Below are 22,871 nucleotides of genomic sequence, written 5' to 3' on the forward strand. Positions count from 1 at the left end.
AGAACGGTTGGAATGGATGCGTTGGAACAAAAGATTGAAAAGGCCCAATTGGATGTGGTAAAGGCAAAGGCGAAGTACGATGCGGCGCTTGCAACATTAAAAGATTTGATGGACAAACGCGATGGGTTAAAGCGTGATGAACTTATCGCTGCTATTATGAAAAGTGATAAATCCTACGACCAAATCCTTCAATTTATACAACCAACTGATCAAGAAAAAGGATAGGCTGGAAACAACAAAAAACTCCTGCATCGAGACCTGTGCAGGAGTTTTAGTCACATTTTTTCTGGAAGTTGACATTCAACGATTCATCAGAAAATGCACCCCGCGGCTCAAATGTTCAACGATTTAAATTTATGTAAATTACACTAAAATAGGTGCATTAAGCCATATGTGTCAATATAATGCAAATATCGTGAAACAAGCGTTCTTGCGAGAAACCCCGCAGGCCGCTTGTTTCAAAGGTTTGAGGGCAAAATAAAAACACCTACCGATATGTAAATCATATCAATAGGTGTTTACGGATGTGGTGGAGGTAAGGGGATTTGAACCCCTGACTTTCACGCTGCCAGCGTGACACTCTCCCGCTGAGTTATACCCCCAAGTCTGCCTAAAACTTATTTTACCAAGATCACAGGATCTGTCAACGGGTAATTTTGATTTACACTGTTTTTTTATTATACCCGTTGGATTAATCCAGCGATCCACTGATTTGTCACATGAACAATCTCAGCGTATAATAGAGCTAAATGTAAAATAAAGTGTCTGAGAAACCTCCGTTACCCAAGAGAATAAGCTGTAGTTAAGAATAACCAACACCCGAAAAACCAATAACCAGGAGGCGAGCCCAAATGGAACTTTTCAATAAAACCGCCCGACCCCCACAGGATCATAAACATCAAAATGACAAGAGACGTTCATCCAGTCCCTTGATCCCCACCCTGCTGATTCTGCTCACTGTGCTGCTGATAACGGTGTCCGGCTGTCAAAAACCAGAGGCGCCAGCAGTTCCGGAAGAGCCCGTACCGGTGAGTGAGGGGGAAGGGGGACCATCGGCAGAAAAAGAGGAAGAGCCTGAAACGCCGGAAGCTCAGCCCGTGCACGACCCTATGGATAACCCTCAGTTTGGCTACGGGGACCAGCAGGGCATTTTCGCGCTGATGCTCAGCGATCCCAAAACGCTGCAGCCTGAGGTCTACACGCATCTGTCGCTGCCGGACGGCACCACGGCTAAAATCAGCTATGAGGGCATTCAGCCCCCCGGCCCAAACGACAACCTCATGGACATCTCCGCGAACTTCAAACAGCGGTATGGGGCCGTTTACAGGCTTAACGCCGGGAAGATTCCGGAGAACGACAGCGTGACGCTGATGACGGACGCCTTTGTATCCGCGAGGACATTTCATGCGCTTACAAAGGTCGGAGAATCCAGCAGTGATCAGGCGCTCAGGCAGCGCATTGAGGCAGACAGAAAGCTGACAGTCAAAAACCTGTGGCACCTTTATGACGCCGAGAACTCTGCCGCCATTTATCTGGCGCAGTTTGAGCCCCAGGGGAACCAGGCCATGCTGACGCTGATCCTTGTGGATCCGGCAGGCGCGCTGTGGTATGCTTACTTCCCGGCGAACTACATCAAGGAACTGGATCTTTACAGCTGGCGTGTGGATGACGGTGGCGAAATCCATCCGGAGAATTTTATTGTGGGCTGGCTTGCGGACTTTGGAAAACGTCCGGAACTCGCGCTGTATTGGCGGGGGGCGGAAGGCGAACTCCTGCACTGGCTAACCGGAGAGAACGGTGGGCTGACGAAAAGCCGCGAAGGCTACAGGTACTGGGGCGCTTACTGAAGACTGCAGCGAAGTGTTCAAGCTTGAAAGGGGAACGCCAGGAGCACTTAGCTTTTGGCGGCACTTTTGCGCGGGAATGCCTGCGCTGCTTCGAAACATTATAAATTCACCATGAAGAGGGATGACATGGAAAAACTCAACCGCGACATAACGGGCAGTGCGGCGTCTAAAGGCGAAGTTCATTACAGAGGTTATCACCAGGGCCAGTGGCGCCTTCTCCCCGAAGATGCGCCCCTGGATGACGTAAACTGGATTGACGTCCGTGGGCGGATTTCGGAGCATGACTGGTCAGCGATCGCTGCCCAGCTTGGGCTTGAATTGAATGTTTTGCTGGATAAAGTGGAGAGTGGACAGCATTCCCAGTATTTTTTCGATCCCCAATGTGAGGGGATTATTGCTCGCGTGCTGATGTCAGCTTCTCCCAAGTTTAATCTGGTCGACGAGGCTGAGGAAAACACGGACTTGGTGGAGACACTCAATAACACGAAACTCAGTTTGTCGATTGGACAGCTGACGGTGATTAAAACTAAGGAAGCCGTCCTGACCATGACCAATAATGCGGACGCGTTAGCTGACCATGTGATGAAAAGATATCACGAAGCAGATGAAACCATGGACCACGAGTATTTTATCTATTTGCTGCTTGACAGTCTGATCGATGAATACTATCATGTCATGATCGATATGGAGACCCGCTATGAGCTGCTCGAAGATATGATTTTGATCCAAAAGTCGACAAAGCATCTGGGTGCTCTACACGATTTTCGCAAGACGCTCTTTACCATTAGAAATGCTGCTTCAAACCTGCATGACGCCCTTGAAAACAGAATGATGGACCGCGAGGGCTCCCACTCGGTCTACATGCGGGAGCTCTATGAGCACCTGAGAAGCATTGAGGATTATGCCCTGTATTTTCGCGAGGGCATCACGAGCTTGATCGAAATTATGCTGACCATGAATGACAACCGCTTAAATGAGATCATGACCACCCTGACGGTCTTTGCGTCCATTTTTATTCCGCTGACCTTCCTGACGGGCGTCTACGGCATGAACTTTGATTACATGCCAGAGCTGAGGATGAAGTTTGCCTATCCGTCGTTCTGGCTGCTTACGATCGCGCTGACCCTCTTCATGATCCGCTACTTCAAAAGGAGAGCCTGGCTTTGATCCATTTACCCTTCAGAAATTGTGCAGCTTCCCTCCCGGACTCTGAAAAAGTTTTTTGCCGATGGTCACCTGACCGCCCCCGTACCGCCCCCGCCCTGCTCCTGCTGATCTTCACCTTTTCGCTGCTCTTTTCCGGCTGCGGACAGACGGCGGAAGCGGAGGTCATGGAGGATAACACCAGTGCGGTTGCGTCTTTTGAAACCGCGCTGGACAGCCTCCCGAACGAACCAGAGCCCAGCCAGGCGATAGAGGACATGGCGGTCCAGGCTTTTGCCATTGAAGCATCTTTGGGCGAAAATCACTATCAATATGTCTATGTTGACCTGGATGATGACGGCGCACTTGAAACTTTGGTATGGCTCTATGGTGCCAATTTCACCAGCACGAAGGGAGACGCCCTGATGATCCTGAGGCCGGATGGCACACTGCTGCAGGCTTTTCATGCGGTTCACACGCCTGTCACCGTCAGCGAAGAAATGAAGGGGCGCTACCGTTCTTTCTACATGTACAGCGCAGATGGCAAGTATGCCAGGTTTGACTTTGTCCTCCAGTACCCGGAGGTCATGGAGATGGCGACTGAGGTTGGCTATGACGCTGTGGAGGGTCGTGAGGCTTTCCTCGGGCTTGAAGGGGATGTGGCACATCCCATCCTGTTCTGAGTGGATACTAAGCGGCGCTGAATAGCAAGGCAAAAAAAGTGCCTGCCCACAACCTCTTTCTTGGAAAGCAGGGTGTTGGCAGGCGCTTTTCTGCGTTTTTATAATCCTTGGGGGCTTCAACAGCTTTCAATGGGAAAAACGTGAAAGGGCCTTGCGTAGAGTGGAATGCGCGTGTTCTGCAAAACTGTTTTCTTTGAAAGCTGCTCAGCAATGACAGGCAGAAGCTTCGCGAGCGCCCCCATAATCTCAGGCGTAGTCTGGAGGAAGCTCTCTGCCTGATCCTCTTGGGACAAGGATTCTTCCGGAATGTCGGAGACGCCTCGCAGGATCAGGATTGGCACTTTGTTATAGTGGCAGACCAGCGCCGCGGCAGCGGACTCCCAGTCGGCCACATCCGCACCGTGGGCCATCAGGGTTTTCCTGACAGTGTAATCAATGTCCTGATCTGCTGTGGCTATGGTACCGCCCACTAAGCCCCTTGCTTCGAGGACCTCCCGGATCCACCGGTTGTCAATGTGGACGTCAAAGGCAGCGTAGAAGAAGTCATTGGATTCGCAGAGCCGGTCAATACAGTCATATTGGGCTGCCTGATGGGCGTATAACACGCCGCCATGAGGTGCAAGGCCGCTGACGCCGCCACAGGTACCCATCATGATGTGCAGATCAGGTGTGTACGTCGTCAGGGCGTGCTGGCACGCCGCGGCAGCGACGGCCTTCGATGGCCCTCCTTGAAAGAAGATCAGCTGAGCGCCGCCTAATTCCGCGATGTGATATTGGGAAAAGGGGCCAAGGTCCTGGGGCATCAGTGCTGCCTCCGGATTTAAAGCTTTTTCAAGGGCGTGCCATTCCGAGCGGCAGCCCACCTGAACGGTAATTTTTTTCTTCCTTGCTTCCATAGGGTCAGCGTGCCTCCTCTTCAATAGACAGCAGCCGGTTCCGCAGGTCCACTTCTGGAAAAGCGAGGCCGTATCTGAGATCGACAAATAAGTCGTAGGCTTGTTCCTCGGACAGGGTCCTGGGCGGCAGCATGGCGAGCAGGTAGTCTTCACCCAGGCTGAAGCGCTGGCTCAGATCCACTGAGAGGTCTTCCGGCAGTGTCATATACTGCCGGGCCTGTTCTATGAGGAGTGCTTCTATACGGTTCGTGGCTTCACCGGTTTCATCCCCCAGAAATTCATCCAGGGTCACTCGAGCGCCGGTGGTGAGATCGAACACAGCGGCCTCATTGAAGTTGAGGTTGATGCCGGTTTCTGGATCGTAGGAGGACGCCGCCAGCTGAAAGCTGGCCCAGCGGTCGTTGGCGAATTCAAGGTGGTAGCCCAGATTATAGGAAGCGTCTGGGTTATTGCCCCACTGAACCTGTGTTTTAAGCTGATCCAGGAGGCTGTTTAAGTTGGCGCTTAACGACGCCATCACCTGTGTGTCTTCAAAGCCGTAAAGCTCAGGCCTGGCCTCGTAGAAGACCGGGTGCTGATAGCTGTAAACGGTTCGAATCCCCTTTGGTGAATCCAGTCCAAAGCGTTTGTAGTTTTGGACCGCGTCCACATAAGCGTATTCGGATTCATCCGTGCCCTCCGGCAGGTTCATGACTTGGGTAGCCAGGGCGGCTAAGCCGCTGTCTGGCTGTCTTTCGACAATGCTTTCCAGCAGGTCTTCGAAGTTAGGGTCCAGGACGTTGGTTTCGTAGTTAAAAGGCCCGCTGCCCATAGTCCCAGAAAAGAACATACCGTAAGACCAGCGCAGCAGGGGCTCAAGGTGAATCTTGATGTAGGGTGAGTCTGTTGCTTTAAGGGTGTCCTCCAGCTTCAGAAGGTAGTCCGCAAAAGCATTGTAAGGTATCAGACCCGTCTGATATGATTCAGCAAGGAAGCCGTAGTAGTGGTCAGACAAGGTGAAGTAGGCCTGAAAGCCGCTGGATAAAGTGTTAAGGTTGGAGAGGCGTTCAAAATCAAAGCCTGGACCTACATACTCGCCGTACTCGACCATGCGCATAAAGCTGCGGTCCAGAACCTCGAAATAGCGCCTGAGATCCGGGTCCTCAATGTCTGGAATCCTGGCGGGATCCCACTGCCGCTGAAAGAGCGTGTTATAGATCACAAACAGTGGGCTTCCGGTGTCGCCGTTCTCGCTGTAGAGGGCTTGGGACAAGGCGCTGGTTCTGTACTTGGCGAAGTCCAGCCAGCGGGAGGTGAGTCGGTCTTTGGATTCTGGGTCCTGAGTGGCCGCCAGGGCTTCCTGCCAGGCTTCCGTCACCGTATCGAGGTCTGAACTTGCATTCATGAGTTCGTACAGGCCGTTTTCAAGCCTGGAGGCTTCAAGTGGGTCCAGTCCCTCCCTGGTTTCTTCCCCTGGCGACTCGGGTGGTGTATTTGAAGTTTCAGTAGCTTCGCAGGCCCCAAGCAGGACTGCAGTGCCCAGGACCAAGAGGACCAGAAAAATTGCCCAAACGCGCTTGGCGGGTCTATTGTTCAGCGTATAGCGTGACATATGATCTTCAACTCCTCGGATTCTCGTGTTCAATTCCTTTAATAACTATACCACCGGAAACTTAAGAAAGTCTCAAAATTTGGCGCTATTTTGTTTTAATCAGATAATAGGAAGGTATACACTACATACAGAAATTTTTATGCGATTGACCGGCCGCCCTGGCTGGTCCAAGCAGGAGATGCTGAAAGGGGACGAAAATATTGGGCGCATTGCTGGAACGGCATGAAATTCCGGTGGAGAACCGGTGGACCATAAGAGAGATGTATCCCAGCCAAGAAGACTGGGAGCGGGATTTTGAAGCGACAAAAGGGTTGATCAATGCGCTGACTGCGTTCATGGGAAAGGTTGGCGCTTCGGCGGACACTTTAAGAGGTGCTGTTGACGCGGAGCTGGCGCTGTCCAGAAAGCTCTCGAATTTATATGCTTTTGCCAAGATGCAGCTGGATGAGGACACCCGGGTTGGAGAGCATCAGGCGCTGGTGTCAAGAATGGAGTCACTTTCTGTAGCCGCTCAGGAAGCAGGCGCTTTTCTGGTGCCTGAAATCATGGCTATTGATACGGCTATCATGAGCCTTTATTTAGGGGCTGGCCCGTTGGCTGACTATAAGCAATATCTTCATAATATCTTGCGCTTTAAGCCTCATACGCTGTCTGAAAAGGAAGAAGCGCTTCTGGCTATGGCAGGGGAAATGGCGTCCGCGCCAAGTACGGTATTTGAGATGCTCAATGCCGCGGACATGAAATTCCCGGAGGTTGAAGACTCAAAGGGCAATAAAATACAGCTGACCCATGGCAACTTCATCCCGACTATGGAGAGCCAGGACCGAGGGCTGAGGCAAGCGGCGTTCAGAGGCTATTACAAGTCTTACCAGGATCACATTTATTCTATGGCAAGCCTGCTGCAGTCGGAGGTCAAGAAGAATCAGTTCTTTTCAAGGGCCAGGAACTTCAAGAGTGCGAGAGCGGCAGCGCTCTTTGAAAACCATGTGCCGGTTAAGGTTTACGATCAGCTGATTGAAGCGATCCACCGCAACCTGCCAAAGCTTCATAAATATATCTCAGTGCGTAAGCGGATGCTGGGCCTTGAGGAAATGCACATGTATGACTTGTACGTACCGCTGATTCCTTCTGTGACGAAGAAGATCGATTACGAGACGGCGAAGGCGCAGGTGCTGGAGAGTCTGGAGCCCCTTGGCGAAGCTTATGTGGAGACGGTGAAGGCTGCCTTTGACCAGGGCTGGATCGATGTGTACGAGAATGCCGGGAAGCGCAGCGGCGCGTATTCCTGGGGGACCTATGACTCTAAGCCCTACATTTTGCTGAATTACCAGGAGACCCTCGACAGCATGTTTACACTCACCCATGAGATGGGACATTCTATGCATAGCTATATGACCCATCACGTACAGCCCTATCTTTATGGACACTACAGCATTTTCCTGGCGGAGGTGGCGTCGACCACGAACGAGGCGCTCCTCAACGATTATCTCCTGAAGCGCGTGAAGGACAAGGCCGAGCGCCTGCATCTGCTGAACCATTATCTGGACCAGTTCCGGACCACGGTGTTCCGGCAGGCCATGTTCGCGGAGTTCGAGCGGGAAATCCATGAGGCGGTGGAGACTGGCGGCGCGCTGACAGCGGATGGTCTGAAAATCCTCTACAGGGGGCTGAACGAAAAGTACTATGGGCCTGATGTGGTGATCGATGACGAGATTGCCATAGAATGGGCGCGAATCCCTCATTTCTATTACAATTTCTATGTCTTTCAGTATGCCACGGGCTTTTCGGCGGCGATCGCGCTGTCGAAGGCGATCCTGGGCAAGGAACCGGGGGCAGCGGAGCGCTATCTCGAGTTTTTGGGTGCGGGCCGCAGCGCGTATCCAATTGAGATTCTAAAGGCGGCAGGGGCGGATATGGCTTCCGGTGCGCCGGTGGATGAGGCCCTCGAGCTCTTTGGTGAGCTGGTGGAAGAGTTTGACCAGTTGACCCAGGCGTAGTTTTGGTTGGGGACAGGGACAGACCAGATTTGAATGCGGAAAAGGTGATAAAATTGGGGAGGCTGCAGGCTGTGTGATTGCCTGCAGCCTTTCTTTTTTTCATTGCTTAATTCTTTTTTAATGCTTTTAGGTTATTATGTTGGGGTAGGGAGGTGTTTGATTGGATTCGAAAAAAGTTATGCGCATACTTGGGATGATTTTAACGGCGGCCCTGTTCTTTGGGGGATGCGCTGCTCAAAATAATAAAGTGACAAACCCGGGGGAAGGCGCCGCTGAAGGGCCGGCAGGAGTTACGGAAGATCAGGCGGCAACGGATGCAGCGGTGACCGGGACTGCTGAAGGGTCTGAGGAATTATCTGTTGAACCCGCTGAAACTGAAGGCGTTCAAGGTTTGATGGCCGCAGGTGCTGAAAGTGAAGGTGAAGGTATTGCTGGCTTGGTTGAAGGTAAGCCTCAGCCAAGACTTGCGCAAAGTACCCAAGAAATGCGCTATGGTGTAAAGGAAGCGTGGATTCGCTCTGAAAGTGCAGAAGTGAGATATCCTGTCATTGAAGGCCTGGAGAACTTGGAGCTGCAAGATGAAATGAATAAGGCAATCTATTCCGCAATTGACGGATATGTTGTGTCTGCGAACGGTGACGGGGACCAGGTGACTTTAGACTATGAAATTACGCGGATGGATGACAAGATTTTGTCTGTGGTAATCACGGGTCTTCAGCCTCATCTTAAGTCGACTTATGATGTTATGTTTTCAGTAAATTTGGATGCGAATACTTCAAAGGAAATTAAAGCTTCAAATTTATTTTTGAGTGACGAAGCCTCAAGGGCAGCGCTGACAGCTTTGATTTGCGAGGCGGATACCAGCTTTGACAGTGATTTTGGACCGTGGCTGGGCATTTATTTTGAAGGTGAGAACCTCAACTTCTTCTATCTTGAAAATGACAAAGCTGCAGTTTACAATGTGATTTCCTTGCCTCTCGAAGCGGTGATCCCTTATTTTAAAATGGTGCCATGGTCGGAAGAGGTTGAGCCAGAGGCGGCTGAGACGCCTCAGAGCTAAAAGGATATGGTGAAAACAGACCTGCAAGGGGTCTGTTTTTTTTTGTTGGCAGATCCGAGGTGGGAATATGATGGGCTATAAGGTTATTTGTGGAGAAAAACCAGAGCTATTTGGTTGGGGACAGTCCCCAGCCAAATAGTGGGGATTGTTTCCAGTTGTCTTCAGTAAAATAGCTATTAATTTGTTGGTCTTATTATTAATAATATTGACAAAATAATAATTTGGTGACAAAATATAATTGAAAATAGAATGTGAAGGGCAGGTGAGCCTATGTCCAAGAGTATTATCAGTTTGGTGCTGTCAGATTCAATAATATCAAAAGTCGACCGGGAATCTGCCCGGACGGGAAAGAGCCGGTCTCAGCTGATAGATGATCTACTGGCGCGCCATTTTGGGATCGATTTGCCATCCATAAGGTTTTCGGAAATCGTGGGCATGATTAATGAACGCATGGCTATGCTTCATACGGTCTCAGTATTGCAGGACGGCGCTGACAATGCTGTGGAGTTCAGGACAGCGCTGACTTACAGGTATCAGCCAAAAATTTTATTCCAGATTCAGTTTAGTATGATGGACCATTGGTTGACGGCGACACTCAGAGTTTCTACAAGGACGACGTCTTCAGCGCTGCTGTCCCTGCTGAAGGACTTTTTTATAAGGCTGGACAGCATGGAAGTCATGATGCTTCATGAGGCTCGCCGGAGTGGGAAAATGTCGACAGTGTTGCCGGCACCGCTGACGGTGGAGGCTTGGGACAAAGTGAAGTTCTCTGCAACTGATCTTGGACGGGCACCCATGACCGCTTTTGACGGTACGCGTTTCATTCGCCGCTATAGTTTCAATGCGCTGGAAACCGCCAGTGAAGAGGTGGCAGAACAGATGCTGAACGCCTGCAAATGGATCAATAGAGGGCTCAACCTTTATTTTGGCAAGGCGGAAGGCGGTCCGGGCTTTGAAACCGCCCTTGAAAGGCTGCATGTTGAATTATTGCAGGCCAATCCGTAAAATGCTTAATTTTTATCATCATTGTCGTTATTTATGCCATAGGTTTATCCGAATGAGGTGAGATGAATGAATCCAGAAAAATACACACAAAACGCAATGCGGGCACTTCAGCACGCCATCAACCAAAGTGTTGAAAATGGTAATCCATCCGTGGATCTCGATCACTTGCTGGAGGCACTCCTTGCGGATCCCCAGGGCCTTATTCCATCGATTTTGAAGCGGATGGAGGTCGACGTTAATACGCTTCAAAATGTAGAACGGGAAATCATAGGCAAAAAGCCAAAAGTGAGCGGGGGAAGTCAGCCCATGCTCTCCAGTGAGGGGACGAAGGCGCTGAACCAGGCGGATCAAGAGGCGGAAACCATGGGTGACCACTACGTCAGCGTGGAACACCTGATGCTTGGGTTGATGTCTCACGCGCCAAAGGATCTGAAATCCCGGCTGGAGCAGAGGGGAATCAACCGAGACAGTTTCCTGCAGCACCTGCAGGCGGTTCGTGGTCATCAAAAGGTCATGACGGACAATCCGGAAGGGACGTATGACGCCCTGGAGAAATACGGGACAGATCTGGTGAAGCGCGCGACTGAAAACAAGCTGGATCCTGTCATTGGCCGTGAAGAGGAGATCCGTCATACCATTCGGATCCTGTCGCGGAAGACAAAGAATAACCCGGTCATGATTGGGGAGCCCGGAGTCGGTAAAACGGCGGTTGTCGAAGGGCTGGCACAGCGCATTGTACGTGGGGATGTGCCAGAAAATCTTAAAAACAAGCGGGTCTATTCCCTGGACATGGGGGCGCTGCTGGCAGGCGCTAAGTACCGCGGTGAGTTCGAGGAACGGCTCAAGGCGGTGCTGGATGAGGTCGCTAAAAGTGAAGGCGCCATTATCCTGTTCATTGATGAAATTCACAATATTGTTGGTGCCGGAAGAACTGAGGGCTCCATGGACGCAGGGAATATGCTCAAGCCGCTCCTTGCCCGTGGAGAACTGCGGTGCATTGGGGCCACGACACTGGATGAGTACAGAAAATATATTGAGAAGGACTCCGCGCTGGAGCGTCGTTTCCAGCCGGTCATGATTGATGAGCCAACCGTGGAGGAGACCATATCCATTCTGCGGGGGCTTAAGGAACGCTATGAAATCTATCACGGTGTCACCATTCATGATGCCAGCCTGATCCAGGCGGCCATCTTATCTCACCGTTATATTACAGACCGGTTCCTGCCGGACAAAGCCATTGACCTGGTGGACGAGGCCTGTGCATTGATTAAGACGGAGCTGCAGTCTATGCCAACGGAACTTGACGAAGTCAGCAGAGACATCATGCGAATGGAGATCGAAGAAGCGGCGCTGGCCAAGGAGACGGATGAGGCGAGCATAAAACGCCTGGAAAACCTGAGACGTGACATTTCTGAGCGGCGGGATGAGCTCAAGTCGCTGATGGCGGTTTGGGAGGGTGAGAAGTCTTCTATTTCCAAAGTCAGCGCGCTGAAGGAGCAGCTCGAAGCGCTGCACCACGAAGCAGAGGCCGCGGAGCGGGACTATGACCTCAACCGGGCGGCACAGCTGAAGTATGGGGACATTCCGGCTCTGGAAAAAGAGCTTGCTGCTGCCATTAAGGACTCAGAGACGAGAGGTGAAAACACACTCCTCCGTGAAAGTGTCACACCGGAAGAGATCGCGAAAATTGTCTCCCGCTGGACAGGCGTTCCTGTGGCTCGGATGATGGAAGGGGAGCGGGAAAAGCTTCTCAGACTTGAAGAGATTCTCCACGCCAGGGTCATTGGTCAGGATGAGGCAGTTCAGAAGGTATCAGATGCCATCCTCAGATCCCGTTCCGGGATCAAAGACCCTAACCGGCCTATTGGATCCTTCCTGTTCCTGGGCCCTACCGGGGTTGGTAAGACAGAGCTGGCGAAAACGCTGGCTGAGGCGCTGTTTGACAGCGAGGACAACATGGTTAGAATTGATATGTCCGAGTATATGGAAAAGCACTCCGTCGCCCGTATGATTGGAGCGCCTCCTGGATACGTAGGCTATGAAGAAGGCGGACAGCTGACAGAAGCAGTACGCAGAAAGCCTTACAGTGTTGTGCTGTTCGACGAGGTGGAGAAGGCGCATAGGGATGTTTTCAACGTCTTGCTGCAGATCTTGGATGATGGGCGGATCACAGACTCTCAGGGGCGGACAGTGGACTTTAAGAATACAGTTTTGATTTTAACTTCCAATTTAGGCGCGCCTACGCTTCTTGAAGGCGTGGACTCTGAAGGCCATTTGAGACCTGGGGTCAGGGACGCCGTGCTCAGTGAGCTTAGGCACGCGTTCAGGCCTGAGTTTCTCAACCGGCTGGATGAAACTGTACTGTTCAAGCCGTTGATCAGGGAAGAGATCTCCAGGATTCTCGAATTGATGCTGAGCTCTATTGAAAAGCGACTTGCGGAGCGCGAGATCAAGATTCATTTGTATGATACGGCAAAAGCACTGATTCTCAAGGAGGGTTACGACCCTGCTTTTGGTGCGAGACCTCTGAAGCGTTACCTGCAGAGGAGCCTGGAGACAGCGCTTGCCAGGGCGCTGATAGCCGGTGAAATTAATGACGGGGATACAGTGTCGGTGATTGCCCGGGGCGGTGCGCTTGCGGTTGAGAAAGAAAAGCGGGCAACCGGCGAAGAAGAGAACGAATAAAAAATAATTAAACAAATGTGCATTTGGTTCAAGGAAATCGCGGGGCCCTTTCGATCATATTAAAAGATGCGAATGGCCCCGCTTTTTTGTGGTTGGGGACAGTCCCGCCTGATTTCCCGCCTGTTACCGCCTGAATGCCGCCACTTTAATCCTGTGACGCGACAGACCATAGCCTAACTAATGAAAGCATTTTTTTGAATTATGTTTACTTTATATTTGTGATTTAACATAAAAACATTGACGCACCCTTTTAACACAGTTTATAAATGGTTATAATAAAGCATCGAGGTGCATAAGCATGGCAAAAAAGAAAATTCCAAAGCCAACGAAAAAAGACAAAACGCAAATGGTGGAGAAGCTGCTTGAGCTTTATCCGGACGCCGCGCCTGAGCTGACGTTCAGGTCGGACTACGAGCTGCTGGTTGCTGTGATCCTGAGTGCCCAGTGCACGGACCAGAGGGTTAATGTGGTCACCGAGGTCTTGTTTGGAATTGCTTCGACACCTCAGGCAATGGCTCAGCTAAGTCTTGAAAGCCTCGAGGAGATCATACGGCCATGTGGTCTGTTTCATACCAAAGCCAAAAACATTTTAAATATGTCGAGAACCTTGAATGAAGACTATGGCGGCAACGTTCCAGAGACCCTGGAACAGCTGATGGCGCTGCCGGGTGTGGGAAGAAAAACTGCCAACGTGGTGATCAGCAACGCCTTTGGTGTTCCAGCCATTGCTGTAGACACCCATGTATTCCGGGTATCCGCGAGACTGGGGCTTGCGACTGGTCAAAACGTCGACAAGACTGAGCAGGAACTCATGAAAGTCATGCCCAGAGAGCACTGGACAAAGCTCCATCACTGCCTCATCCTGCATGGCCGCAGGGTCTGCAAGGCAAGAAAACCGGCGTGTGAGACCTGTGGGCTGAACGGGCTTTGCCCATACGGCAAGGCAGTCTTGGAGGACAATAGCCTCGTTGAAATTTCTGCAGCAAAATGAATAATCTCTCATTTGAAGCGTTCAAACAAGCCGCAACACAAGGAGCTGAAATTCTTTGAAAATCGTACTCGTCACGGGCGGCGCCCGCAGCGGCAAGAGCACCTTTGGTGAAAAGTACATCGCGGAGCTGGCGGACAGAATTGCCTATATAGCGACAGCCATCCCATTTGATGATGAAATGAAAAGCCGCATTTCCCACCATAGGTCCTCAAGGCCCCAGGAATGGACCACTGTTGAAAAATATTTTGAAATTGACAGAGTGATTCCCAGCATAGCGGTGGAGCATGACGGAATCATTCTGGACTGCGTGACCATCATGGTCAGCAACATGATGCTGGAAGCGCCAGATGTGGACTGGGACCAACCGGACCCCGCCAGGATCAATGAAATTCAAGAGGCGGCCCTGGAACATGCAAAAGCAATTGTATCCGCCATGAGAGCTTCAGGTCTCAGCGGCGTTCTGATCACCAACGAGATTGGCATGGGGATTGTGCCGGAGAACCCTATGGCCCGGGCCTTCCGTGACATAGCTGGCCGGGTCAATCAGGCGATTGCGGCCATGGCAGACGAGGTCTGGCTTCTGGTCAGCGGAATCCCGGTCAAAATAAAATAGCGACGCTTTCACCAAAGAAAAAGTGAGGTATCCCGTGAAACCTTTCAAATCGTTGATTTTGATGCTGCAATTTTTTACACGCCTGCCACTGCCTTTTGAAATTAAAGCAGACGCGGAGGACTTCAACAGGGGCTTCATCTGGTTCACAGTTGTGGGTCTGGTCATAGGCGGCCTCCTGACTTTAATTTACATAATCCTTTCGCCCTACATCAGCACGCTGCTCCTGGCAGTGCTCCTGGTTTTAGCAGAGGTCCTTCTGACCGGCGGCCTGCACCTGGATGGACTTTCGGATACTTTCGACGGCTTGTATTCCAACCGGGACAAAGCCCGGGTCCTTGAAATCATGAAGGATTCCCGGATTGGCGCCAACGGCGCGCTGGCCATGATGTCCTGGCTGCTGCTGAAAACTGCGCTCCTTAATGAAATCTTTCAGAATGTCCAGGACGGCCAAGCCGCTCAAGCCTTCCAGACCGCCTGGCTGCCGCTGCTCTTGATGCCCATCGCGGCGAAGTCCGCGCTGGCGCTCAGCTGCTACCTGGGCCCATACGCACGGAAGGAAGGCATGGGACACTTATTCATAGGGAAAGTTAAGCTAATTAGACTGATCCCCGTCCTGACCCTGAGCGCCTTAATCCATGGACTCCTGGACCCCCTGTCCATTACCGTCCTGGCAGCTATCCTGCTCCTTACCTTTGTGTACACCCAACATGTTCGAAGGCGCATAGACGGATTGACGGGGGACACGCTGGGCGCCTGGCACGAGCTGTCGGAGCTTTTCTACCTGGCGGGCTGGATCGCCATAATGACATAAAGGAGTTACAAAATGCAGATTCACTTATTAAGACACGGAGAGACTGAAATGAATGCCCGGGGAACCTTTTGCGGCTTCTCGGATCCGACCCTTTCGGAAGCAGGGAGGGAACAGGCCCGGCATATCGCTGAAGAAATCCGAAATTACAACTACACCCGTATTCTCGTAAGCCCTCTCAAGCGGGCTGTGGAAACCGCGTCAATTGCGACTGGACTGGAGTTTGAAAAATTTGAGCTTCACCCGGATCTCAGGGAGATGAACTTTGGTGCCTGGGAGAACCTGACCTATGAAGAAATCATGGCGACGGGCGGTGCCTATGCAAAGGCATGGGAAGCGGACAACCTGAATATTCCCTGCCTTGAGGGGGAATCCATGAACACCTTTCACGAGCGGGTCATGAAGGCTTATGAGACGCTGAGCGCGGATTTTAAAGAGGACGACCGGATCTTGATCGTCTCTCATGCTGGGGTGATCAGGAGTTTCCTGACGGAATGGCTCCATGGTTCTATGGAGGGATACTGGCGGTATAAGATTGACAACTGCGGTCATGCGATCGTGGAATATATTGACGGCTATGCCGTTTTGGTACAATTGAAAAGTCCGTTTCCGGCGCCGGAGAGGTCGTTTTGAGACCATCGGCAAAAAACAGCCATAAAGGTCAGGGGATCCAAAAGACTGACACAGGAAAGCGCGCTCAACCCAACCAACCTGGCATCCAACCGCTGAAACTGGCAGGAAAGACGCCATGAAAATTATGAAGGAGGTATTTAAATGGCACCAAAAGCAAAACCAATTATGATTCAAGGTACAGGTTCTTCGGTAGGCAAAAGCATTCTGACGACGGGGCTATGCCGGGTATTCCGAAGTGATGGACACAATGTGGCGCCGTTTAAATCCCAAAACATGGCACTCAACTCCTTCATCACAGAAGACGGCAGCGAGATGGGCCGCGCTCAGGTCGTTCAGGCAGAGGCCGCCGGCAAGAAGCCGGACGTCCGGATGAATCCCATTTTGCTGAAGCCTTCCACGGACCAGGTGGTCCAGGTGATCCTCATGGGTAAAGCGGTGGACAGCCTCGGTGCCGTGGACTACCACTCAAAGAAGCCGGAGCTTGTCTCCCTTGTGAAGGACGCCTATGAAGGCCTGGCATCTGAAAATGACGTCATTGTGATCGAGGGCGCCGGAAGCCCGGCGGAAATCAACCTCAGGGAAAATGATCTCGTGAACATGGGTATGGCGGAGATCGCGGATGCGCCTGTGATTTTGGTGGGTGACATTGACAAGGGTGGCGTCTTCGCTTCCCTATACGGGACGGTTATGCTCCTTTCAGAGGAAGAGCGTCGCCGTGTCAAAGGCTTCATCATCAATAAGTTCAGGGGAGACGTCAAGCTCCTCGAGCCGGGACTTCGCCAGATTGAAGAACTGACGGGGATTCCAGTCCTTGGAGTCGTCCCCTATACAGACCTCAAAATTGAGGATGAAGACAGCTTGTCAGAACGGTTCCGGGTCAAAGCGGAGAGCCACGGCAAGGTCAATGTAGAGGTCCTGTACCTGCCGCACGTCTCCAATTTCACGGATTTTGATGTCATTGGCATGCAGGAGGACGTCAACCTGCGGTATGTCATGCGGGGCGAGCGCATAGGCGACCCGGACATCCTGATTATTCCAGGCACAAAGACGACTATGTCTGACCTTCAGTTCCTCAGGGACTCCGGTCTGGCGGATCAAATCTACGAGCTTCACAGAAAAGGCCGCATGATCATAGGCCTTTGCGGCGGCTTCCAGATTCTTGGGAAGACCATCCAGGACCCTCACCACGCAGAAAGCACCATTGATGAAATGCCTGGCCTCGGCCTCCTGGACGTGGATACTGTGTTTGAAACCATTAAAACGACGACCCAGGTCTTCGGACGTCTCACCGGCATGCGCGGGTCGTTTGAAGAACTTAACGGCATGGAGCTTAAGGGCTATGAAATCCACATGGGCCACTCCTACAGACGTATGGGCGCGCCGCATCTCATAGACATCTACAACCGGTTTGGCATGGATACAGAAGTCGCGGACGGCTCAGTAGATGAAACCGGCAAAATCATAGGCACCTATGTCCACGGGATTTTCGACAACCTTCTCTTTACCCGCAAGCTCATCAACATCATCCGTACCGAGAAGGGTCTGGATAAGGTGCAAGCGCCGCTTGAATCCTATGAGGACTTTAAGGACAGGGAGTACGACAAACTGGCAGCGCTTTTGAAATCCTGCCTGGACATGGACAAGATTTACGAGATCCTGGGTTAGCGACATGCTGGCGTACTGGATTGGCTACGTACTGGATTTAGCGGTGGGGGACCCTGTGTCGGTCCCTCATCCTATTCGCTATATAGGACGGCTGGTCAGATTTTGGGAAGACAAGCTTATCAAAGAGGGCGGTTCACCCGGCGGCTTAAAGCTGCGGGGTGTCGTCCTCGTTTTGTTGACCGTCCTGCCCGTTTACCTTTTTTACCTGGCGCTCGTGTGGGGTGCCTTCATGCTTCATCCTTGGGCCGGTCTTGTCGTCCAGGCCCTGGTGTTTTTTCAGATGATGGCAACCCGCAGCCTCTGCGACGAGGGCATGAAGCTTTACCATGCCTTGGGGCCGGACCCCATCAGCTCAGGGGCTCAGGACGGCCCGGCCACTCCGGAAACTGATACTGACGAAGCCCTGGCACCCGCCAGAAAGCAGCTCTCCATGCTGGTCAGCCGGGACACCTCCAAGCTGAGCCGCGAGGCCATCATAAAGGGTGGCGTCGAAACCGTTTCAGAGAATTTAGCCGATGGTATCCTCGCCCCACTCTTCTTCACCGCCCTTGGCGGCGTACCCCTGGGCATGGCCTACAAGGCCGTCAACACCCTCGATTCCATGGTGGGCTACAAGAATGAAAAATACCTGCATTTTGGCTGGGCCGCCGCCAAACTCGACGATTTAGCCACTTGGCTGCCTGCGAGACTCAGCGGCCTCCTTGTCATCTTCACCGCGCTGATCCTGAGGCTCGATTATAAGCGTGCCGCCCGGATCATGCTTCGAGACCGGCAAAATCACGAAAGTCCCAACAGTCCTTACCCAGAGGCTGCCGTCGCCGGCGCTTTGGGGATTCAACTTGGCGGCCGGGCCACCTATTTTGGCGTCACGTACGAAAAAAAGACCATGGGGGATCCGGTGTCCCCGCCCCTGAGCGCGCATCTGAAAACCACTGTGACACTGGTCTACGGCGCGTCACTGCTGGCTTTTCTCGCATGGCAGGGGTTATTTTGGCTTGTTCAAAAGTAAAGAATCGTGTAACATCATGAAGGGGGGTGTCAGAATGCACAGCTACGAGCACGGCGGAAATCCATATGCACTTGAAAAAAGCAAAGGCATTTCCCTGGAGTCTGTCATAGATTTCAGTGCCAATATCAACCCCCTGGGCCCTTCTGAAAAGGGCCTGAGTGCCATAAAAACGGTGCTGGAGCGTTGCCGCGGGTCTCTGACACGCTACCCTGACCCGGATTATACTCAGCTCAGGAAACAGCTCGCGGACTATCATAACGCCGGTCTGGACGCAGCTCAGATCTATCCCACAAACGGCGGGATAGAAGCGATTCATGACGTATTCCGGGCGCTTAAACCCAAAAAAACTTTGATTGTGGCCCCTGCTTTCGTGGAGTATGAAAAAGCAGCGGCAGCCCATGGGGGAGAAACTGTTTTTTTTCCCCTTGAAGCAGAGCGCGGCTTTGCCATTGAACCGGGCGCTTTTTATGAGGCCATTGACCGACACAGGCCGGATCTGGTCGTGCTTGGATCCCCCAATAATCCTACGGGGAAATTGGTCGCAAAGACAGTTCTGATGCATGCGCTGGAAAGGCTGTCTGCCTGGAATGGCGCGCTGCTTACAGATGAAGCCTTCATGGAATTTTTGACAGACGAAACCGTCTGGTCCATGGCGGGTGAAGTGACAAAGTTTGAAAACCTTTTTGTGACCCGCTCTCTGACAAAATTCTTCGCGGTGCCCGGCCTTCGCGCCGGCTACCTGATGACGGCCTCCCCGGCTTTTGCGGCTTACTGGCAGGCAGTCAAGCCGGTATGGGGCTTCAATGCTCTGGCAGAGGCTTATGTTGTGGCAGCCCTTGAAGATGCGGCTTACATAGAAAACACAAGGACAGAGCTCTGCCGATTGAAGACCAAGCTCATCGCCCACCTCGCCAACTTTAAAGACCTGGCCCTATACGCCGGTGAGGTGAATTACGTGCTCATTCAGGTGAACGGACCATTTCGGTCATCCCTCAAGCAAGCGCTGGAAGCTTCTGGCATCCTCATTCGGGATTGCGCCAACTACAAAGGTCTCGAGAAAGGGTTTTACCGCCTGGCAGTGCTGGGGGACGCGGATCAGGCGCGCCTGATGGAAGTGTTGTCATCCCTGCTGTCTCAAGCCAAATAATCAAAGGGAAGTTGAAAGATGTCTAAAGACCATGTGCGCCTCAAAATTCCCACAACCTGCGGTGAGCTGATTCAGGGACCCTATCTGGTTAAGGAATCGCTGATCTCGCTGCCTATAGATCGATATACGGAGGTTGAGGCCCGTCTGATAAAAAACGCTGATGGGGATAGAGACCAAAACAACCTGCAGCCTAAAGCGGCTGCGGGATTTTTGAGTGCGGCCAGATTTTTGGGGCTTTCCGCCCGGGAAACGGCTTCTGTTCAGATTGATGTAGTTTCGCCTCTTGCGCCTGGCAAGGGTTATGCCACGAGTACCGCAGATATTTGCGGCGTGATAGCTGGCGTGTTTGAACTGTTTGACTCGCCTCAATCACCGGAAATTCTGGCGAAGCTGTGCGCACAGATTGAACCCAGTGATGGGTTGATGTTCAGGGATTGGACACTGTTTAACCATTTGAACGGAACCGTCCTGAAAACTTATAAGACAGCGCCTGATATAAAACTCTTAATTCTTGAGCCATCTTCGACCGTTATGACAGATACCTTCCGCTCAAAGGCAGCCGTTACGGAAGCACTTTCGAGAAAAACAAAGATGCCCTATCTGAAATTTGAGGCGGCGTGCAGTGACGGCTCAATTCGTGGTGTGTTTGAGGCTGCGAGCGCCAGCATAATGGAGCATCAGGTGGTCCTTGCGAAGCCATTTTTGGAAGAAATCCATGCTCTGGCGGAGCGTGAAGGCGCCTATGGTGTGGTTGGCGCACACAGCGGAACTGTGCTTGGACTCGCAATGCCGGAAGGCATGGAGGAAAGGGCGCTGCTGAAACTTCTCAGCGAAACAGGCGCCCTGGAATGGTACCGGACGCAGTTTGTGGCGCGAACGGTTTTTGGGGGCTACGAGCTGCTTTAGTCGGGATGGTTCGCGAAAGAAGCTCAGCCCTGCTTGGGGGCTACTTGTTGCTTTAGTGGGGATGATAAACAAAGGGCGCTCAGCCCTGCTTGGGTGCTGCGAGTTACTATAATTTTTCCTGAAGGAGAATATAAATGTTTGTCGATATTATGAAAGCCATAATCCTGGGCATTGTGGAAGGTCTGACTGAATTTTTGCCGGTCTCCTCAACAGGACATCTCATCATTGCCAATAAATATCTCAATTTTGAAGGGGATTTTGCCAATTTGTTTGCGGTCGTGATTCAGACCGGGGCAATTCTTGCCGTCATTCTGTACTTCAGGGACAAAGTTTTCCCTAAGCGCGGCGAGATGAAAATTTATGTCTCCCGTTGGTCCAAGGTCGCTCTGGCAGTGCTTCCTGCAGTAGCAATTGCATTGCCATTTGAAGATGCCATAGATGAACTTTTATTCAACCCAACGGTTGTGGCCATTGCCCTGGTGGTGGGCGCGATTTTGCTGCTCTTTGTTGAAAACAAACACTTCAGGGTATTGGTCAGGGATGAGCAGCAAATCACCTACAGAGCAGCGCTTTTTGTGGGCATAGCCCAGTGCATGGCTCTGGTTCCGGGCATGTCCAGATCAGCGTCTACGATTATTGGTGCCGTCGTTATTGGATTTTCCAGGTCTTTAGCAGCGGAATTTTCCTTTTATCTCGCGATTCCAACCCTTGTGGGAGCGGGAATCTACAAGATGGCAAAGTATGAGCAGGCCTTGACACAGCCGGAATGGATACTTCTCGCCGTCGGGACATTTGTGTCCTTTGTTGTGGCCTATGTGGTAGTGGCAGGCTTTATGGGGTACATAAAAAAACACGATTTTAAACCTTTTGCCTGGTACAGGATTGTGCTGGGGGCTCTTGTTCTGCTGTTTGCTTAGCGGACGCTGCACCCCATCTTTTTGTGGGAACATAATCACCATGAGTTTGTGCACTGCTGTGCCCAAAATGAAAATTGAGAAAGAAGGTCAATCAGCATGTCCAGGGTCGCTTTAGCGAAATGCCAATCCTTCGATTATGAATACAAGCTTGTGAGAGAAGCGATCCGGGAGGCGGTGGAAAACATCGGCGGATTATCTGCTTTTCTTGAGCCCGGTGAGCGGGTGATGCTAAAGGTTAACCTTCTGATGAAGAAAGCGCCTGAAGAGGCCACAACGACCCATCCGGTCTTCGTGGAGGCGCTTGCGGATCTCGTCCGTGAATTTGGCTGCGACGTGCTGATCGCGGACAGTCCTGGGGGGCCCTTTGTGCTCAGGATGCTTGAAAGTGTCTATAAGGGCTGCGGATATGAGCGCCTGGAAGGTCCGGATAAGCCGGGAATCAGACTCAACCGGAATCTGAAAAGCACCGAGCGCGAAAACGGCAACGGGTATCTTCTAAAACGTCTTACTCTGATTGATGCGCTGAATGATGTCGACAAAGTCATATCTGTTTCCAAGCTCAAAACCCATGGGATGATGAAATTCACAGGGGCGGTCAAAAATATGTTTGGGACAGTGCCCGGCATGATCAAAGCGGAGTACCACTTCAAAATGCCGGAGCCGGACGATTTCGCGGATATGCTGGTGGATATTTGCGAGCACGTCAGGCCGTCCCTGTCCCTGATGGATGGGATTGTAGGCATGGAGGGGGCCGGGCCTTCTGCTGGAGATCCGGTGAAAATCGGTGTGGTCCTGGCTTCGGATAATCCTCACTGGCTGGATATGACGGCTGTGAAGCTGGTGGGGATAGAGCCTCAGGCTGTGCCGACTTTGAGGCGGGCGATAGCCCGTGGCATCATTGATCCTGAAGGGAAGCCTGCAACAGTGGAGGGCGTTCCGCTGGAAGCGTTTGAAATCAGTGACTTTAAAGCACCGGATATACGAAGCATTGAATTCTTGAAAGGCCACGCGCCATATTTCATCAAGCATGCGGCGGATCTGATGCTGAAGCCGCGGCCGGTGTTCGACGCCAAGCTCTGCGTGCAGTGCGGTGATTGCAAAAGGCTTTGTCCGCCACAGGCCATCAGTATGGACAAAGCGGTCAAGGGCGGCTATCCCGTGGTGGACCTTTCGAAATGCATTCGCTGCTATTGCTGTCAGGAGCTGTGTCCCAAAGAGGCTGTAGAGATTCACAGGCCATTCCTGCTGCGAATTATGACAAAATTTTAGGAGAAA

20 protein-coding genes and 1 tRNA gene are annotated in these 22,871 nt (G+C 51.9%); 18 read left to right on the forward strand and 3 right to left on the reverse strand.

Features of this window, described 5'->3' with window-relative positions; genetic code table 11:
- On the forward strand, nt 1-225 hold a 225-nt coding region (locus tag BLP63_RS15595), incomplete at its 5' end, for a hypothetical protein (protein WP_330387186.1).
- A 302-nt stretch (nt 226-527) separates the two neighbouring features.
- Here the strand turns inward: BLP63_RS15595 and BLP63_RS15600 are convergent.
- A tRNA-Ala gene (locus BLP63_RS15600) sits at nt 528-602 on the reverse strand.
- 249 nt (nt 603-851) lie between these two features.
- On the opposite strand from BLP63_RS15600, the gene BLP63_RS15605 reads away from it, so the two are divergent.
- The 3 genes from BLP63_RS15605 to BLP63_RS15615 all read left to right on the forward strand — a co-directional run bounded on the left by BLP63_RS15605 (nt 852) and on the right by BLP63_RS15615 (nt 3,673).
- Complete coding sequence (locus BLP63_RS15605; RefSeq protein ID WP_092593239.1) at nt 852-1,847, forward strand: hypothetical protein; 996 nt, start codon at nt 852-854, stop codon at nt 1,845-1,847.
- A 126-nt stretch (nt 1,848-1,973) separates the two neighbouring features.
- Nucleotides 1,974-3,014 carry a CorA family divalent cation transporter gene (locus BLP63_RS15610; protein WP_170829504.1) on the forward strand — a complete coding sequence of 347 codons (1,041 nt, stop codon included), beginning with the start codon at nt 1,974-1,976 and terminating at the stop codon, nt 3,012-3,014.
- The gene (locus BLP63_RS15615) at nt 3,011-3,673 is read left to right on the forward strand and encodes a hypothetical protein (RefSeq protein ID WP_092593243.1); all 663 of its coding nucleotides are present in this window, start codon (nt 3,011-3,013) and stop codon (nt 3,671-3,673) included. Before BLP63_RS15610 ends, BLP63_RS15615 begins: the two co-directional genes overlap by 4 nt.
- A gap of 116 nt (nt 3,674-3,789) precedes the next feature.
- Here BLP63_RS15615 and BLP63_RS15620 read toward each other — a convergent pair whose 3' ends face one another.
- Together BLP63_RS15620 and BLP63_RS15625 are read right to left on the reverse strand one after the other, a co-directional pair.
- The gene (locus tag BLP63_RS15620; RefSeq protein WP_092593245.1) at nt 3,790-4,569 is read right to left on the reverse strand and encodes a 5'-methylthioadenosine/S-adenosylhomocysteine nucleosidase family protein; all 780 of its coding nucleotides are present in this window, start codon (nt 4,567-4,569) and stop codon (nt 3,790-3,792) included.
- A gap of 4 nt (nt 4,570-4,573) precedes the next feature.
- On the reverse strand, nt 4,574-6,160 hold the full coding sequence (locus BLP63_RS15625; protein WP_092593247.1) for a hypothetical protein: 1,587 nt from the start codon (nt 6,158-6,160) through the stop codon (nt 4,574-4,576).
- Nucleotides 6,161-6,360: 200 nt separating this feature from the next.
- On the opposite strand from BLP63_RS15625, the gene pepF reads away from it, so the two are divergent.
- The 14 genes from pepF to BLP63_RS15695 all read left to right on the forward strand — a co-directional run bounded on the left by pepF (nt 6,361) and on the right by BLP63_RS15695 (nt 22,865).
- Nucleotides 6,361-8,157 carry an oligoendopeptidase F gene (gene pepF, locus BLP63_RS15630; protein ID WP_242870944.1) on the forward strand — a complete coding sequence of 599 codons (1,797 nt, stop codon included), beginning with the start codon at nt 6,361-6,363 and terminating at the stop codon, nt 8,155-8,157.
- Between the two features lie 160 nt (nt 8,158-8,317).
- Entirely contained in the window at nt 8,318-9,217 is a 900-nt protein-coding gene (locus tag BLP63_RS15635) for a polysaccharide deacetylase family protein (RefSeq protein WP_092593248.1), read from the forward strand.
- A 270-nt stretch (nt 9,218-9,487) separates the two neighbouring features.
- Nucleotides 9,488-10,222: a hypothetical protein gene (locus BLP63_RS15640; RefSeq protein WP_092593250.1), complete on the forward strand. Its 735-nt coding sequence runs from the start codon at nt 9,488-9,490 to the stop codon at nt 10,220-10,222.
- A 66-nt stretch (nt 10,223-10,288) separates the two neighbouring features.
- Nucleotides 10,289-12,907, forward strand: coding sequence for an ATP-dependent chaperone ClpB (gene clpB, locus BLP63_RS15645; protein ID WP_092593252.1), 2,619 nt, complete (start codon nt 10,289-10,291; stop codon nt 12,905-12,907).
- Nucleotides 12,908-13,205: 298 nt separating this feature from the next.
- Complete coding sequence (nth, locus tag BLP63_RS15650) at nt 13,206-13,898, forward strand: endonuclease III (protein ID WP_092593254.1); 693 nt, start codon at nt 13,206-13,208, stop codon at nt 13,896-13,898.
- Nucleotides 13,899-13,953: 55 nt separating this feature from the next.
- A complete protein-coding gene (gene cobU, locus BLP63_RS15655; RefSeq protein ID WP_092593256.1) occupies nt 13,954-14,511 on the forward strand; it encodes a bifunctional adenosylcobinamide kinase/adenosylcobinamide-phosphate guanylyltransferase in 558 nt (185 codons plus the stop codon).
- A gap of 34 nt (nt 14,512-14,545) precedes the next feature.
- Entirely contained in the window at nt 14,546-15,322 is a 777-nt protein-coding gene (gene cobS / locus BLP63_RS15660; RefSeq protein WP_092593258.1) for an adenosylcobinamide-GDP ribazoletransferase, read from the forward strand.
- Between the two features lie 12 nt (nt 15,323-15,334).
- Nucleotides 15,335-15,952 (forward strand): histidine phosphatase family protein, encoded by a 618-nt coding sequence (locus BLP63_RS15665; protein WP_092593260.1) that lies wholly within the window; start codon nt 15,335-15,337, stop codon nt 15,950-15,952.
- Between the two features lie 141 nt (nt 15,953-16,093).
- Nucleotides 16,094-17,617, forward strand: a complete 1,524-nt coding sequence (locus tag BLP63_RS15670) for a cobyric acid synthase (protein WP_242870945.1) — start codon at nt 16,094-16,096, stop codon at nt 17,615-17,617.
- A 4-nt stretch (nt 17,618-17,621) separates the two neighbouring features.
- The gene (gene cbiB, locus BLP63_RS15675; RefSeq protein WP_092593262.1) at nt 17,622-18,626 is read left to right on the forward strand and encodes an adenosylcobinamide-phosphate synthase CbiB; all 1,005 of its coding nucleotides are present in this window, start codon (nt 17,622-17,624) and stop codon (nt 18,624-18,626) included.
- Between the two features lie 34 nt (nt 18,627-18,660).
- Nucleotides 18,661-19,773: a pyridoxal phosphate-dependent aminotransferase gene (locus tag BLP63_RS15680; protein WP_170829505.1), complete on the forward strand. Its 1,113-nt coding sequence runs from the start codon at nt 18,661-18,663 to the stop codon at nt 19,771-19,773.
- 18 nt (nt 19,774-19,791) lie between these two features.
- A complete protein-coding gene (locus BLP63_RS15685; protein WP_092593266.1) occupies nt 19,792-20,679 on the forward strand; it encodes a GHMP family kinase ATP-binding protein in 888 nt (295 codons plus the stop codon).
- A gap of 134 nt (nt 20,680-20,813) precedes the next feature.
- A complete protein-coding gene (locus BLP63_RS15690; RefSeq protein WP_092593268.1) occupies nt 20,814-21,596 on the forward strand; it encodes an undecaprenyl-diphosphate phosphatase in 783 nt (260 codons plus the stop codon).
- 96 nt (nt 21,597-21,692) lie between these two features.
- Nucleotides 21,693-22,865, forward strand: coding sequence for a DUF362 domain-containing protein (locus BLP63_RS15695; RefSeq protein ID WP_242870946.1), 1,173 nt, complete (start codon nt 21,693-21,695; stop codon nt 22,863-22,865).
- Nucleotides 22,866-22,871: the final 6 nt, after the last annotated feature.

Source organism: Acidaminobacter hydrogenoformans DSM 2784 (assembly GCF_900103005.1).
In the GTDB taxonomy this organism is placed as follows: domain Bacteria; phylum Bacillota; class Clostridia; order Peptostreptococcales; family Acidaminobacteraceae; genus Acidaminobacter; species Acidaminobacter hydrogenoformans.

Coding starts and splice junctions, on each gene's coding strand:
- BLP63_RS15625 (WP_092593247.1), bottom strand. CDS start 6,160: ATGTCACGCTATACGCTGAACAATAGACCCGCCAAGCGCGTTTGGGCA.
- BLP63_RS15610 (WP_170829504.1), top strand. CDS start 1,974: ATGGAAAAACTCAACCGCGACATAACGGGCAGTGCGGCGTCTAAAGGC.
- BLP63_RS15640 (WP_092593250.1), top strand. CDS start 9,488: ATGTCCAAGAGTATTATCAGTTTGGTGCTGTCAGATTCAATAATATCA.
- BLP63_RS15665 (WP_092593260.1), top strand. CDS start 15,335: ATGCAGATTCACTTATTAAGACACGGAGAGACTGAAATGAATGCCCGG.
- BLP63_RS15680 (WP_170829505.1), top strand. CDS start 18,661: ATGCACAGCTACGAGCACGGCGGAAATCCATATGCACTTGAAAAAAGC.
- BLP63_RS15690 (WP_092593268.1), top strand. CDS start 20,814: ATGTTTGTCGATATTATGAAAGCCATAATCCTGGGCATTGTGGAAGGT.
- nth (WP_092593254.1), top strand. CDS start 13,206: ATGGCAAAAAAGAAAATTCCAAAGCCAACGAAAAAAGACAAAACGCAA.
- cbiB (WP_092593262.1), top strand. CDS start 17,622: ATGCTGGCGTACTGGATTGGCTACGTACTGGATTTAGCGGTGGGGGAC.
- BLP63_RS15670 (WP_242870945.1), top strand. CDS start 16,094: ATGGCACCAAAAGCAAAACCAATTATGATTCAAGGTACAGGTTCTTCG.
- clpB (WP_092593252.1), top strand. CDS start 10,289: ATGAATCCAGAAAAATACACACAAAACGCAATGCGGGCACTTCAGCAC.
- BLP63_RS15605 (WP_092593239.1), top strand. CDS start 852: ATGGAACTTTTCAATAAAACCGCCCGACCCCCACAGGATCATAAACAT.
- BLP63_RS15695 (WP_242870946.1), top strand. CDS start 21,693: ATGTCCAGGGTCGCTTTAGCGAAATGCCAATCCTTCGATTATGAATAC.
- BLP63_RS15620 (WP_092593245.1), bottom strand. CDS start 4,569: ATGGAAGCAAGGAAGAAAAAAATTACCGTTCAGGTGGGCTGCCGCTCG.
- BLP63_RS15685 (WP_092593266.1), top strand. CDS start 19,792: ATGTCTAAAGACCATGTGCGCCTCAAAATTCCCACAACCTGCGGTGAG.